This is a genomic window from Natribaculum luteum, from assembly GCF_023008545.1.
Lineage (GTDB): Archaea > Halobacteriota > Halobacteria > Halobacteriales > Natrialbaceae > Natribaculum > Natribaculum luteum.
In genome coordinates, this window is the sequence record NZ_CP095397.1 from 3,160,308 (window position 1) to 3,173,399 (window position 13,092).

14 protein-coding genes and 1 pseudogene are annotated in these 13,092 nt (G+C 67.2%); 7 read left to right on the top strand and 8 right to left on the bottom strand.

Going from position 1 to position 13,092, the window contains the following annotated elements:
• Nucleotides 1–17: 17 nt before the first annotated feature.
• The 4 genes from MU558_RS16410 to MU558_RS16425 all read left to right on the top strand — a co-directional run bounded on the left by MU558_RS16410 (nucleotide 18) and on the right by MU558_RS16425 (nucleotide 4,290).
• Entirely contained in the window at nucleotides 18–1,181 is a 1,164-nt protein-coding gene (locus MU558_RS16410) for a Gfo/Idh/MocA family protein (protein ID WP_246969127.1), read from the top strand.
• A gap of 108 nt (nucleotides 1,182–1,289) precedes the next feature.
• Entirely contained in the window at nucleotides 1,290–2,402 is a 1,113-nt protein-coding gene (locus MU558_RS16415) for a Gfo/Idh/MocA family protein (RefSeq protein WP_246969130.1), read from the top strand.
• 107 nt (nucleotides 2,403–2,509) lie between these two features.
• Nucleotides 2,510–3,196 (top strand): PHP domain-containing protein, encoded by a 687-nt coding sequence (locus tag MU558_RS16420; protein ID WP_246969134.1) that lies wholly within the window; start codon nucleotides 2,510–2,512, stop codon nucleotides 3,194–3,196.
• Nucleotides 3,193–4,290, top strand: a complete 1,098-nt coding sequence (locus MU558_RS16425) for an asparagine synthase C-terminal domain-containing protein (RefSeq protein ID WP_246969137.1) — start codon at nucleotides 3,193–3,195, stop codon at nucleotides 4,288–4,290. Before MU558_RS16420 ends, MU558_RS16425 begins: the two co-directional genes overlap by 4 nt.
• A 24-nt stretch (nucleotides 4,291–4,314) precedes the next feature.
• On the opposite strand, the gene MU558_RS23195 is transcribed toward MU558_RS16425, so the two are convergent.
• Together MU558_RS23195 and MU558_RS16430 are read right to left on the bottom strand one after the other, a co-directional pair.
• On the bottom strand, nucleotides 4,315–4,443 hold the full coding sequence (locus MU558_RS23195) for a hypothetical protein (RefSeq protein ID WP_265781400.1): 129 nt from the start codon (nucleotides 4,441–4,443) through the stop codon (nucleotides 4,315–4,317).
• A 156-nt stretch (nucleotides 4,444–4,599) separates the two neighbouring features.
• Complete coding sequence (locus tag MU558_RS16430) at nucleotides 4,600–5,574, bottom strand: transcription initiation factor IIB (RefSeq protein ID WP_246969150.1); 975 nt, start codon at nucleotides 5,572–5,574, stop codon at nucleotides 4,600–4,602.
• Nucleotides 5,575–5,825: 251 nt separating this feature from the next.
• Between MU558_RS16430 and gatC the strand changes: the two genes are divergently transcribed.
• The 3 genes from gatC (at nucleotide 5,826) to MU558_RS16445 (ending at nucleotide 8,025) form a co-directional block, all read left to right on the top strand.
• A complete protein-coding gene (gatC, locus tag MU558_RS16435) occupies nucleotides 5,826–6,104 on the top strand; it encodes an Asp-tRNA(Asn)/Glu-tRNA(Gln) amidotransferase subunit GatC (protein ID WP_246969153.1) in 279 nt (92 codons plus the stop codon).
• A gap of 2 nt (nucleotides 6,105–6,106) precedes the next feature.
• Entirely contained in the window at nucleotides 6,107–7,375 is a 1,269-nt protein-coding gene (gene gatA / locus MU558_RS16440) for an Asp-tRNA(Asn)/Glu-tRNA(Gln) amidotransferase subunit GatA (protein ID WP_246969156.1), read from the top strand.
• Between the two features lie 83 nt (nucleotides 7,376–7,458).
• Entirely contained in the window at nucleotides 7,459–8,025 is a 567-nt protein-coding gene (locus MU558_RS16445) for a type 1 glutamine amidotransferase domain-containing protein (RefSeq protein ID WP_246969159.1), read from the top strand.
• Nucleotides 8,026–8,053: 28 nt separating this feature from the next.
• On the opposite strand, the gene MU558_RS16450 is transcribed toward MU558_RS16445, so the two are convergent.
• From MU558_RS16450 to MU558_RS16475, 6 genes and pseudogenes are all read right to left on the bottom strand, one after another.
• Nucleotides 8,054–8,404: a helix-turn-helix transcriptional regulator gene (locus MU558_RS16450; RefSeq protein WP_246969160.1), complete on the bottom strand. Its 351-nt coding sequence runs from the start codon at nucleotides 8,402–8,404 to the stop codon at nucleotides 8,054–8,056.
• Nucleotides 8,405–8,480: 76 nt separating this feature from the next.
• Entirely contained in the window at nucleotides 8,481–9,224 is a 744-nt protein-coding gene (locus MU558_RS16455) for an NRDE family protein (protein ID WP_246969164.1), read from the bottom strand.
• A gap of 25 nt (nucleotides 9,225–9,249) precedes the next feature.
• Nucleotides 9,250–10,824, bottom strand: coding sequence for a class I adenylate-forming enzyme family protein (locus MU558_RS16460; RefSeq protein WP_246969167.1), 1,575 nt, complete (start codon nucleotides 10,822–10,824; stop codon nucleotides 9,250–9,252).
• Entirely contained in the window at nucleotides 10,824–11,870 is a 1,047-nt protein-coding gene (locus MU558_RS16465) for a mandelate racemase/muconate lactonizing enzyme family protein (RefSeq protein WP_246969170.1), read from the bottom strand. Before MU558_RS16465 ends, MU558_RS16460 begins: the two co-directional genes overlap by 1 nt.
• The gene (locus MU558_RS16470; protein ID WP_246969173.1) at nucleotides 11,870–12,799 is read right to left on the bottom strand and encodes a 1,4-dihydroxy-2-naphthoate polyprenyltransferase; all 930 of its coding nucleotides are present in this window, start codon (nucleotides 12,797–12,799) and stop codon (nucleotides 11,870–11,872) included. Before MU558_RS16470 ends, MU558_RS16465 begins: the two co-directional genes overlap by 1 nt.
• Nucleotides 12,800–12,886: 87 nt before the next feature.
• Nucleotides 12,887–13,060, bottom strand: a pseudogene (locus MU558_RS16475) (1,4-dihydroxy-2-naphthoyl-CoA synthase); the annotation flags it as partial.
• Nucleotides 13,061–13,092: the final 32 nt, after the last annotated feature.

A 13,092-nucleotide genomic window follows, 5' to 3' on the forward strand; every position in this document is an offset into this window, starting at 1 on the left:
TACGAAATCAGCTGTAAATGACTTCGACTCTCTCGACTGTACGGACAGGTATCGTCGGCCTCGGAAACATCGGCCACCACCACGCCGAGCGGCTCGTCGACCTCGGCGTGCCGCTGGTCGGCGGGATGGACGTCTCCGCCGAGGCACGCAGACGCTTCGCAACACGCTACGACGTCGACGTCTACGAGACTCACGAGGATCTCTTCGACGCCGTCGACGCCGTCGTCGTAACCACGCCCAACAAGTTCCACGAGGAGTACGCCGTCGACGCCCTCGAGCGGGGCCTGCACGTCCTCCTCGAGAAACCGCTCGCCCACAACGTAGAGAGCGCAGAACGCATCGCGAAAGCGGCGGCCGACTCGGACGCACAGTGTATGGTCGGCTTCAACAACCGGTTCTCGAACGCCGTCCAGATCGTCAAAGACCGAATCGAACGTGGCGAACTCGGCCGAGTCACGCACCTCGAGGCCAACTACGTGCGCCGCCGTGGCGTCCCCGGACGGGGTTCGTGGTTCACCCGCCGCGACATCTCCGGCGGTGGTGCGCTCATCGACCTCGGCGTTCACGCGATCGACCTCGCGCTGTACCTGCTTGGCTACCCCGACGTCGAGGACGTCTCGGGCGTTACCAGATCTGAATTCGGTCCGCGAGACGATTACGCTTACCTCGAGATGTGGGGCGAGGACGACGGCCCGGAGGGGTTCGACGTGGACGACTCCGCGAGCGCGTTCGTCCGCTGTGCGGGCAACCGGGCGATCTCGCTCGAGACCGCGTGGGCGACCAACCGACCGGCCAACCACGAGTTCGTCGTCCGTGGCACCGACGCGGCCGCCCGGTTCGACCTCCTCGAGGGCGATCTCACGATCTATTCGGCGAGTTCGACCAGTCCCAACCACCTGGAGGACACGAGCGTCGAAACGCGAGGGAACGACTCCCACGCCGACGAACAGGCGGCGTTCTTCGACGCGATCGCGAACGATCGACCGATCGGGAACGTCGAACACGCACTGACCGTCCAGCGCGTCATCGACGCGATCTACCGCTCGAGCGATGCCCGACGGACCGTCGCCGTCGCCGACAGCTCTCGCCGGCGGCCCGACGATCTGGCGGCCGAGGTCCGTGACGGCTCGGGCGAGACGAACGATCGGGCGCCGAAAGCCGCCCGCGACGACCTCGAGTAACGCCGTCACGAGACGTCCGTTCTCGCTCGAGCCGTTTCGGACCCGTTCGTCGGTCCGTCCCTCGATCTGACAGAAAATACTAACTACACCAATTGTGAATGAGTTCACATGGCACTGGAAGTCGGCGTACTCGGGTATCGCTTCATGGGCAAGGCCCACGCCAACGCGCTCTCGCGGCTCCCGATGTTCTTCCCGGACGCACCGGCGGTCGAACGACGCGTGCTCGTCGGCCGCGACGAGGAGGCACTCGCCGAGGCTGCCGACCGCTTCGGCTTCGAATCGACGGCGACCGACTGGCGCGAGGTCGTCGACGACGTCGACGTCTTCTACAACCTCGGCCCGAACCACGTCCACGCCGAGCCCTCGATCGCCGCGCTCGAGGCCGGTACGCCGGTCTTTTGCGAGAAACCGCTCGCTCCGACGCTCGAGACGGCCCGGGAGATGACCGACGCCGCACGTCGGGCCGGCGTCCCCGCCGGCTGTGCGTTCAACTATCGGTTCGTACCCGCCATCCAGTACGCGAAAGAGCTGCTCGAGTCCGGCGAACTCGGCGAGATCCACCACGTTCGCGGCCGCTACCTGCAGGACTGGCTGGTCGATCCCGACGCGCCCTGGTCCTGGCGCAACGACGAGGAGATGGCCGGCTCGGGTGCCCTCGGCGACCTGGGTTCGCACACCGTCGACCTCGTGCGATTCCTCGTCGGCGAGATCGATCGAGTCAGCGGCCACCTGCAGACGTTCGTCGACGAGCGGCCGGTGGAAGGCAGCGACGAAACCAGGCCGGTTACCGTCGACGACGCCTACTCGGCACAGCTCGAACTCGAGAACGGCGCGATGGGGACTCTCGAGGCCTCGCGGTTCGCGACCGGCCACAAGAACGACCACACGATCGAGATCCACGGCTCCGAGGGCAGTCTGAAGTTCTCGCTCGAGCGGCTGAACGAACTCGAACTGCTCCGCGAGGACGACCGGGGCTACGAGACGATCCTCGTGACCGACGCGGACGACCCGTACGTCGACCACTGGTGGCCGCCGGGCCACGTCATCGGCTGGGAGCACACGTTCGTCCACGAGAACTACGAGTTCCTGACCGCGGTAGCGAACGAGGGCGCGTTCGAACCGAGCTTCGAGGACGGACTCGCCGCCCAGCGCGTCCTCGAGGCGATCCAGCGAAGTGACGACCGCGGCGAGTGGGTCGACCTCGACCGCGAGTTCGAGTAATCGGCCGCCGGGAGGACCACAGCGACGGTCACGTCCAGCGCCACTTCGCTGGCGGCGAGTGCATCTCGTACCGAGATACTTTTCATTTGCTCTATCGAAGTCAGCGTGTGCTGTCGGTCGAACTCCACGTACACTCGTCGTTGTCCTACGACGGTCGCGACCCGGTCGAGCTGATCTTAGAGCAGGCCGCGGCCGTCGGCCTCGACGCGATCGCGATCACCGATCACGACGAGATCGACGCGAGTCTCGAGGCAGTCGAGCGCGCATCGGAGTACGGCCTGATCGGGATTCCCGGCATCGAAATCTCGAGCAAGGCGGGACACGTCCTCGGCATGGGGATCGACGAGGCCATCCCGCCCGGCCTGTCGTACGACGAGACGCTCGAGCGGATTCGCGACCAGGGCGGACTGGCGATCGTCCCACACCCGTTCCAGGAGTCACGCCACGGCGTGATGGCACGGATTTCGCGATCGGAACTCGCGCGGGCGGACGCGATCGAAGTCTACAACTCGCGACTCCTCACCGGCCGGGCGAACAGGCAGGCCGAACGGTTCGCCGAATCGCGCGACCTTCCGATGACCGCCGGAAGCGACGCCCACATCAGCGAGATGGTCGGGCAGGCGGTCACTCGCGTCGGCGCGAACGAGCAGAGTATCGGGGCGATCCTCGAGGCGATCGCCGACGGCCGAACCTCGGTCGAGGGCAAGCGGACGCCCTGGCACATCAGCTTCCGACAGGCCGCCGGTGGTGCGAAACGACGGATGAAAAGTCGCGTCGCGGAGCTGTTCGAATGACGATCCGTGGCACCGACGCGGAGACGGTTCGTGACGCCATCGAGAACGAGGACCCGCTGCCCGGAACGACGGGCTTCGCCGGCGAGGTCGACGGACGGCTGGTGCGAGACGTCCTCGGGCGCGTGCCGCTGTTCGTCGAAGGCGGCGTCGACGAGCCGACGCCGGAGGAGTGGGCCTTCTCGCCGACCGACCTCGAGGAGCCGACCGCGTTCCCCGCGGGAACCGTCGCCGCAGACGGCGACTGGACCCACTGCTGGCAGCTCCCGAACCCGGATCCGGACACCGATCACGAGCGCGCACTCGAGCGGGTCGACCGGGCGATCCGAACCGCGACGGACGCGACGCCGGACGGAAACGTCGCGGTCGCCTTCTCCGGCGGCGTCGACTCCGCGCTCGTCGCGGAGCTACTCGACGCCCCGCTTTACGTCGCCGGCTTCCCGGACAGCCACGACGTCGAGGCAGCGCGGACGGCTGCCGAGGCGATGGGTCGCGAACTGACGGTCGTCGAACTCGAGCCGGACGATCTGGAGCGAGCGACGCCGACGGTCGCACGGGCCATCGGGCGGACGAACGCGATGGACGTCCAGATCGCGTTGCCGCTGTTTCTCGTCGCCCAACGAGTCGCCGCCGACGGCTTCGACGCGCTCGCGGTCGGCCAGGGCGCGGACGAACTGTTCGGGGGCTACGAGAAGGTCGCCAGACTCGACCACCGGGTCGAGGCCGACACCGTTCGCGGTGCGGTTCGCGAACAGCTCCACACGCTCCCGGCGCAGTTGCCACGGGACGTGCTCGCGATCGAGGCGGGAGGCGTCGACCCCATCGCGCCGCTGCTCTGCGACGCGGTCGTCGACGCTGCACTTCGGCTCCCAACCGAACTGCTCGTCGACGACGAGATGCGCAAGCGGGGGCTCCGGATCGTGGCGTCGGCGTACCTCCCCGAGTCGGTCGCGAATCGGGAGAAGAAGGCAGTCCAGTACGGCAGCCTCGTCGCTCGAGAACTCGACCGACTGGCCCGTCAGGCGGGGTACAAACGCCGGATGGACGACCACGTCACGAAGTACGTCCGGTCGCTGCTCGCAGACGACGCGCTGTAGGGGCCGGCTACCGACCGCTCGCCGTCAGGTCCAGACGCGAAGACACTCGGTCGAACAGAAGTGAAGTTCGACGTGTTCGTTGGGTTCGTCTTCGACGTAGGTCGTCAGCGTGTACGCGATTTCGTCCCCGGAAGCGCAGTTGTCGCACTTCATACCCGGTCGCTCGACTCGAGGGGGCTTGAGTAAGTTGGGACTACCGATCGGTGCAACTGTTCAAAAGCTGATTATACCGCGGTTAATATCCTGTAGAACCACGGCGTGTCGCGGCTGTTTCGGTGGCTGGCGCTCGAGTCGGTGCCGAACCGGTGATCAGGCGGGCGTGCCCTCCTCGGCCTCGAGTAGTTCGTGATATCGGTTGCGGATGGTCACTTCGGAGATGTTGGCGACCTCGCTGACCTCGTTCTGGGTGACCTTCTCGTTGGTCAGCAAGGCAGCGGCGTACACTGCAGCCGCTGCGAGGCCGACCGGAGACTTGCCCGAGTGGACGCCCTCCTCTTTTGCCGTCTCGAGCAGTCTGCGGGCCGTCCGCTCGGTCTCCTCCGAGAGGTCGAGGTCGCTTGCGAATCGTGGAACGTAGCTCACGGGGTCGGCGGGCTGGATCTCGAGGCCGAGTTCGCGAATCACGTAGCGGTAGGTGCGGGCGATTTCGTCCTTTTCGACGCGGCTCACCGCGGCGAGTTCGTCGAGACTGCGGGGGGTACCGGCCTGGCGGGCCGCCGCGTACAGCGACGCGGTGGCGACGCCCTCGATCGAGCGTCCCGGCAGGAGGTTCTCGTCGAGCGCACGCCGGTAGATCACCGACGCGGTCTCGCGGACGTTCTCGGGGAGGCCAAGCGCCGAGGCCATGCGGTCGATCTCGCCGAGTGCCTGCTTTAAGTTGCGCTCTTTGCTGTCGCGGGTGCGGAAGCGCTCGTTCCACGTGCGAAGGCGCTGCATCTTCTGGCGCTGGCGACTCGAGAGCGCCTTGCCGTAGGCGTCTTTGTCCTGCCAGCCGATGTTCGTCGACAGCCCCTGGTCGTGCATCATCTTCGTCGTCGGTGCGCCCACGCGACTCTTCTCGTTTTTCTCGGCGCTGTCGAACGCGCGCCACTCCGGCCCGCGGTCGATCTCGTCTTCTTCGACGACCAGGCCACACTCCTCACAGACCGTCTCGCCGTGCTCGGCGTCGCTCGTCAGCCGGCCACCGCACTCCGGACAGCGCGTTCGCTCGTCCGACGTCGTGGACTCGTCCGCCTCGGCCTCACGTTGCTCGCCGCTCCGAGTTCGGATGGGGGATTCCGTCATTGTGTTGTGCGTGTGTGTAAATACACTGGAGAACTCTCTGACGCAAATACGCATAAGGACGAACGTGTCTTAACTATTTTGGTTGATTTACCAAGAATCCTTTTGAAACGTGGGTGTTTTGGTATCCACTAGACAAGCCCTATGACTATTTCGTCTGTCACTCTCTCTCACAATAGAACAGAAGATTCTCGGGACACCACCGATTCGGCGGTATCGAAACTCTTACTCCCCGCTGGCCGGTCCAGAAAAGTATGAGCGACGACGCCGTCAACCCGGAGGAAGTCCGCCACGTCGCGGCGCTTGCCCGGATCGACCTCGAGGACGCGGAGGTCGACCGCTTTACCGACCAGTTCGCGGACATCCTCGAGTACTTCGAGACGCTCGACTCGGTTCCGGAGGTCGAACGCGACGTCGAACTCGCGAACGTGATGCGTCCGGACGAGGAACACGACTGTCTCGACAGCGAGGACGCCCTCCGGAACGCCCCGGAGAGCGAGGACGGCTACTTCAAAGGACCGAACGTCTCCTGATCATGTCGGAAAACATCTTCATCACCGAAGCAGAGATCGCCGGCGACGCCGAGGGCCCCCTCGCGGGCAAGACCGTCGCCGTCAAGGACAACATTTCGACGGACGGCGTCCGGACGACCTGCGGGTCGCGGATGCTCGAGGAGTACGTCCCGCCGTACGACGCGACGGTCGTCTCCCGGCTAAAAGACGCCGGCGCGACGATCGTCGGGAAGGCGAACATGGACGAGTTCGGCATGGGGACGACCACCGAGACGTCGTACTTCGGTGCGACGGACAACCCCGCGGCTCCGGGCCACGTCCCCGGCGGCTCATCCGGTGGCTCCGCCGCCGCCGTCGCCGCCGGCGAGGCCGACCTCGCACTCGGCTCTGACACCGGCGGTTCCGTCCGCTGTCCGGCCGCGTTCTGCGGCGTCGTCGGGATCAAGCCCACCTACGGGCTCGTCTCCCGATATGGGCTGGTCGCCTACGCCAACAGCCTGGAGCAGATCGGCCCCTTCGCCCCGACCGTCGAGGAGGCCGCCGAACTGCTCGACGTGATCGCCGGCAGCGACGAGCGCGACGCGACCACTCGTACCGAGGGTGACGACTCGAACTACGCCGCCGCGGCCGACGGCGACGTCGACGGGCTCTCGATCGGCGTGCCGACGGAACTCCTCGAGGGCGCGGACGAGGGCGTCGTCGAGACGTTCTGGGACGCGATCGCACGCCTGGAGGACCAGGGTGCGACCACCCACGAGGTCAGCCTCCCCTCGGTCGAACACGCCGTCGAAGCCTACTACGTGATCGCGATGTCGGAGGCGTCCTCGAACCTGGCACGGTTCGACGGCGTCCGGTACGGTCACTCGGGCGGCTACGACGGCAACTGGAACGAGGCTTTCGGGCGCGCACGCGAGGAAGGCTTCGGCGACGAGGTCAAACGCCGCATCCTGCTTGGCACGTACGCGCTCTCGGCTGGCTACCACGACAAGTACTACAAGAAAGCCCAGGACGCCCGCGCCTGGGTCAAACAGGACTTCGACGAGGCCCTCTCGGAGGCCGACGTCCTTGCCTCGCCGACGATGCCCGTCCCGCCGTTCGAACTCGGCGAGAGCCTCGACGATCCGCTGCAGATGTACCTCGCCGACGCCAACACCGTTCCCGTCAATCTCGCCGACCTGCCGGCGATTTCGGTTCCCGCGGGCGAAGCCGACGGCCTCCCCGTCGGACTGCAACTCGTCGGTCCCGCCTTCGGCGAAGAGCGGCTGATTCGGGCGGGCAGCGCGCTGGCGTAGCCGAGATCGGCCGTTCTCCTGGACGGCGGCTCGCTGCAAGAGCAAGTACAACCCTTGTCCGTCTTCTACTCGGATTTCCGTCGATGAGCGAATCGAAATCACCGCTCGAGGGCGCGACGGTCGCCATCGTCATCGCGCCGGCGGGAACCGAAGAGATCGAGTTCACGGAACCAAAGCGAGCCGTCTCCAACGCCGGGGCCACAGTCGAGGTCGTCGGGATCGAACCCGGCGAGGCACAGGCCGTCAACAACGATCTCCAGGAGAGCGACACGTACGAGGTCGAAACGACGTTCTCCGAGGCGTCGGCGGACGACTACGACGCGGTGATCGTGCCGGGGGGAACCGTCGGTGCCGACAAACTCCGCGCCGACGAGGACGCGGTCGCCCTGCTTCGAGAGCACGTGACCACTGGCAAGCCCGTTGGCAGCATCTGTCACGGCCCCTGGACGCTGGTCGAAACGGGCGTCGTCGACGGCCGAACGCTGACGTCTTACCCCAGCCTGGAGACCGACGTCCGCAACGCTGGTGGCGAGTGGATCGACGAAGAAGTCGTCGTCGACGGCGGTGTGATCACCAGCCGCGGCCCCGACGACCTCGACGCGTTCTGCGAGACGATCGTCGACGAGTTCGCGACGGCAGTGGATCGATAGGAAGTGAACGGACAGCGTCGCCGACCGACTACTCCTGGTAGGCCAGGTTCATGATCCACTGGGAGAAGGCGTCGCTGTTGGGGTCGACCTCTTCTTCCCCGATGAACGGCGAGAGCATGTCGCCGGCCATGAGCAGGGTGAAATCGAGGTCCCGTGCGGTCGGCGTGATATAGTAGGTGTTGTGTCCGGCGTAGACCGTCTCCTCGCGGTCGACGAGGTCCTTCTCGACGAGCGATTCGACGATCCGGCTTCCCTTCCGCGAGGAGACGTCGAGTTCTTTCCAGAAGTCGCTCTGGTGGATCCCGCCGGTCTCGCGGACGAGCTCGAGTCCTGCGCGTTCGTCTTCCGAGAGTTCGGCTTCGGCTTCCGAGATGCTCACGCAGACCACCTCTCGACCGTGCTCGCCGCTACTGGAAAGAGTGCGTCCATATTGCTACTCACGTACGGCGATCCGCTTAAACCTGCCCTTCGAGGCCAATCGGTTCGTGGGTCGTCCGACACGGCGGCCCGTCGGCGAACTCGTAGGTGAGTGTCTCGCCGAGCGTGATCAACGACGACGACCGCGTCCCGTACCCGTTCTCGTGGATGCAGACGCCGTACTCGTGATCGCCGAGCACCGCTTTCGCCCGCGAGAGCCACTCCTCGGCGCGTTCGCCTGACTCCGGCTCGAGCGCGCGTCGAACCTTCTTCGCGTTCTCCGCCTGCTGTCTGCCGACCTCGTCTCGGAACGACGGGATCGAGACGTGGTCGTCGAAGCCGACGTTGACGACGACGTGGACGCCCGGCTCGAGAGCGACTCGCTCGAGCGAGCCGTCCCAGCCGAGCCAGATGGCGTCGTCCTCGTCCGCGACGACGAGGTGGAAGCCGTCGTACTCGTACTCCGCAGTGGTTCGCTCGACGACCGCCGCCGCCTCGCGCGCGGAGTCACACGCGAGGACGTCGGCAACGAGCAGTCCCCGCGACCGCTCTCCCGCAAGCTCCTCGTCGGTCCAGCGATTGGTGAGTCCCGCGAAGACGTCGTGTTCGTTGACACCGATCCACGTGCCGCCGGCTTCGGCGTCCTGCGGGGCGATCACGAGCGGGTCCTCGCGGTAGACGCCCGGCGGGACGAACGCACGCTCGAGCGATTCGTCACGGTTGGCGGCGACCGTAACTGGCGCGTCGTCGAAGACCTGCCACGCGAGAGTCAGGGTACACACGACTCGAGAGAGGGGTGCGTTCGGCTTAAATTTCCTCACCCGCGTCCGCCGCGTCGTCGTCCGTCGCGTCGACCCCGTCGCGCTTGAGGCGGTCGCGGACCGCCTCGCGGTCGACCGTCCCCGACGCCGTTCGGGGGACGTCCTCGGCAAATCCGATCGTCTTCGGGCGTTTGAACCCCGCGAGCCGTCCCTCGCAGTGGTCGAGCAGCGACTCGGGTGACGGTCGTTCGTCCCCCGGAACCACCAGCGCGGCGACGCGTTCGCCCCACTCCGCGTCGGGGAGACCGACCACTGCCGCGTCGGCGACCGACGGATGAGCACGAAGGGCGTCGGCGACCTCGTCGGGGTCGACGTTCTCGCCGCCGGTGACGATCCGGTCGCTGCGCCGACCGCGTACCCACAGCCGTCCGTCGTCGTCGCGGTAGCCCGCGTCACCCGTGTGGAGGCCGTGCTCGTCGAACGCCGCGGCAGTCCGCTCGTCGTCGAGGTAGCCCGGCGTCACCGTCGGGCCGGCGACGACGATCTCGCCCGCCTCGCCCGGTTCGACCGGCTCGCCCGCGTCGTCGACGATCGAGACGTCGGTGAACTCGAGCGGCTGACCGACGGTTCCCGGGTGGGCGGCCGCCTCCGCCGGCGTCGCCGTGGCGATCTGTGAGGCCGTCTCGGTCATCCCGTAGGTCGGGCAGGCGGGCACCTCGTGCTCGCGACAGCGATCGATCAGTTCCGTCGTGGCCGGCGCACCGCCGAGCAGGACGAACCGCAGCGAGTCGGGGGCGGACCAGCCGGCGTCGAGCAGTCGCGTCAGCATCGTCGGCACGAGCGAGACGCCCGTGATCCCGTACTCGTCGATCACTCGAGCGGTCGCGTCGGGGCCGAACTCGCGCTGGATCACGACGGCGGTTCCGTACAGCACCGAGCGAACGACCGGTGCCAGTCCGCCCATGTGGTACGTCGGCAGACAGCACAGCCAGCGGTCGTCGGGGAGGACGCCGAGTCGAAACGAAGACGCCGTCGCGCTCGCTACGAGATTCCCGACGGTCAGGCGGACGGCCTTCGGCTCGCCCGAAGTCCCCGAGGTGAACATAATCAGCTGTGTCGCGTCCCGCTCGAGCGTCGTCGGTGTCACGGCCGATTTGCCGCCCGTCGCGGTCGGATCGTCGGCCGCCGGTTCGTCGGTACCTGCGAGCGCCCGGACGCGCTCGTGTGTCGGCTCGTCGACCGAGTACAGCGGCCCGTCGACGAGCTCGAGTGCCAGCTGTTCTGTCTCGGCTTCACAGACGACCGTCTCGAGATCGGTCCGCTCGACTTTCGAGGCGAGTTCCGCTGCGGTCTCGCTGGCCGGCAGCGAGACGACGGTCGTCCCGGTTCGCATCGCGGCGAAGAAGACGACCGCGCTGGCCGGTCGCGTCCCCATCAGGACGCCGATTCTGCCGCCGGCTACGTCGGCGAGGCCGGCGGCGACGCGGTCGACGCGGTGGCTATACTCCCGGAACGTCCACCGCGTTCCCGTCTGGACGTCGATCAACCCCGTCTTCTCGGGCGTCGTGCTGGCTCTGTGCGTCAGCAGATCCACCGTCGGCCAGTCGACTGGTTCTCGCATTACTCGTTCCACGCGCCCGAGACGCCAAGACCGTTACTTCCCGGGACGACGATCTCTCCGTCGATCACCGGCGCGGGATCGGGTGCGAGGTCGGACGCGAGCAAGTCGCCGGTCGCCAGCCCACAGGCCGGCCCCTCGGGAAGCGATGCCGCGACGTGGACCGCGCCCGTCCTGGCGACGACCCCATCGATCGTCGTCGTGACGATCGGGGTGACGTCACACTCGAGCGCCCAGGCCCCGACCTCGCAGGCAACGTCGGGGCCGCCGAGCGCCATCGGTTTCAGGACGACGACGTCCGCGGCGTCGGCGGCCAGCACCGCATCGATCCCTCGCTCGACGACGGACTCGTCGACGCCGATCTCGACGCCCGCGTCGCGTACCTCGGCGTGGCCGGCCAGGTCGTCGACGGGAAGCGGCTGCTCGAGCAACGCGACGTCGCAGTCGGCGAACGCCGCGACCGCGTCGCGAGCCTCGTCTCGGTTCCACGCGCCGTTCGCGTCGGCTCGCAACTCGACGTCGGGGCCAACCGCCTCGCGCACCCGTCGAACCCGTTCGACGTCCGACTCGAGGGGCCGTGCGCCGACTTTCAACTTGAGCGTCCGGAACCCCTCCTCGACGGCTTCCCGGGCGGCGTCGACCGTCTCCGCTGGCGTCCCGTCGCCGATCGTGGCGTTCACCGGGACGTAATCGACGCGCTCGTCACCGCCGAGGTGGCGGTAGAGCGAAACCCGGTCGCGTTTCGCCCGGAGGTCCGACAGCGCGAGTGCGACGCCGTGTCTCGCCGCCGGCGCGTCCTCGCAGGCCGCGAGCAGCCGTCGACACGCCTCGTCTTCGTCGTCGGCCGTGACGGCCGCCGCCCGCTCGAGTGCGCGCTCGCACTCGACGCTGGATTCGGTCCACCCCGGAAGCGGCGTCGCCTCGCCGACTCCGTACTCGCCGTCGCCGTCGATCCGGACGAGAAAGCCCTCTCGCTGTGCGATCGGCCCGGCGGCCGTCTCGAGTTCGGTCGTCAACGCGAGCGAGAACGGGCGATAGGCGAGTTCCATCAGAGGATCAGCCCCGCGGCAAACGTCACCGCGTAGAGCGCGAGCAGTTTCCCGGTCTGCTCGAGTGCAGGGTTGAGCGCCTCGCCGTCGGTTCGCGTCAGGATCGTTCGGGTCACGAGCGCGGCGTAGGGTAGCGTCACGAGCGGGAGCAGGACCGTCGGTTCGAATCCCCAGCCGAGCCAGAACCACGGCGGGACGACGTACGCCAGCGCGAGCATCGCGACGTACTCGAGGCGGCTGAACCGGTAGCCGAGGCGGACGGCGAGGGTGTTTTTCCCTGTCTCCGCGTCGGTCTCGAGGTCCCGGACGTTGTTCACGACGAGGATCGCCGTCGAGAGGCCGGCGATCGGGAGGCTGGCGACGAACGCCTCGAGCGTGATCGTCCCTTCGGGAATCGAGGTCGCGAGCGGGGCGGCGTATGCGGCGGCCTGGACGTAGAACGTTCCCATGACGGCGACGACGCCGAAGAAGACGAAGACGAACAGGTCGCCCAGTCCGTGGTAGCCAAGCGGGTACGGCCCGCCGGTGTAGGCCCACCCACAGAGCACGCTCACGAGGCCGATCACGAGGATCGGCAGACCACCGACGTAGACGAGGTAGGTGCCAGAGAGGACCGCGAGGCCGAACGTGACGACGGTCGCGCGTTTTACCTCCTCGGGCTCGATCAGCCCCGACTGGGTGACGCGAGTGAAGCCCTCGCGATCCTCCGTGTCGGCTCCCTTCACCGCGTCGTAGTAGTCGTTCGCGAAGTTCGTCCCCACCTGGATCAGCGCCGCGCCCACGAACGCCATCAGCGCCGGGAGGGCGGCGAAGACCTCCTCGTGGACGGCGAGTCCAGTCCCCACGATCACGGGCGCTGCGGCCGCCGGCAGCGTCTGGGGCCGGGCGGCCATCAACCACGCCTTCGTGCGTGATATCTCTGCAGCCATTACTCGACTGTCACACTCGAGGACGTGTCAACGTTGGCATTCTCGAATGCCGTTTTCGTCTCCGTCTCATTCCCTGCGGTACGTCCGTCAGTAGTGCCACGGGAACTCCGAAAAGTCCGGCTCGCAGCCCTCGACGAAGGCGTCCCGGCCTTCCTTCGCCTCGTCGGTCATGTATCCCAGACGCGTGGCCTCGCCCGCGAAGACCTGCTGGCCGACGAAGCCGTCGTCGGTCGCGTTGAGCGCATACTCGCGTACCCGCAAAACGCGACGATCGCCAGGATATCATGATGGAG

Coding starts and splice junctions, on each gene's coding strand:
- MU558_RS16410 (WP_246969127.1), top strand. CDS start 18: ATGACTTCGACTCTCTCGACTGTACGGACAGGTATCGTCGGCCTCGGA.
- MU558_RS16415 (WP_246969130.1), top strand. CDS start 1,290: ATGGCACTGGAAGTCGGCGTACTCGGGTATCGCTTCATGGGCAAGGCC.
- MU558_RS16425 (WP_246969137.1), top strand. CDS start 3,193: ATGACGATCCGTGGCACCGACGCGGAGACGGTTCGTGACGCCATCGAG.
- MU558_RS23195 (WP_265781400.1), bottom strand. CDS start 4,443: ATGAAGTGCGACAACTGCGCTTCCGGGGACGAAATCGCGTACACGCTG.
- MU558_RS16430 (WP_246969150.1), bottom strand. CDS start 5,574: ATGACGGAATCCCCCATCCGAACTCGGAGCGGCGAGCAACGTGAGGCC.
- gatC (WP_246969153.1), top strand. CDS start 5,826: ATGAGCGACGACGCCGTCAACCCGGAGGAAGTCCGCCACGTCGCGGCG.
- gatA (WP_246969156.1), top strand. CDS start 6,107: ATGTCGGAAAACATCTTCATCACCGAAGCAGAGATCGCCGGCGACGCC.
- MU558_RS16445 (WP_246969159.1), top strand. CDS start 7,459: ATGAGCGAATCGAAATCACCGCTCGAGGGCGCGACGGTCGCCATCGTC.
- MU558_RS16460 (WP_246969167.1), bottom strand. CDS start 10,824: ATGCGAGAACCAGTCGACTGGCCGACGGTGGATCTGCTGACGCACAGA.
- MU558_RS16465 (WP_246969170.1), bottom strand. CDS start 11,870: ATGGAACTCGCCTATCGCCCGTTCTCGCTCGCGTTGACGACCGAACTC.
- MU558_RS16470 (WP_246969173.1), bottom strand. CDS start 12,799: ATGGCTGCAGAGATATCACGCACGAAGGCGTGGTTGATGGCCGCCCGG.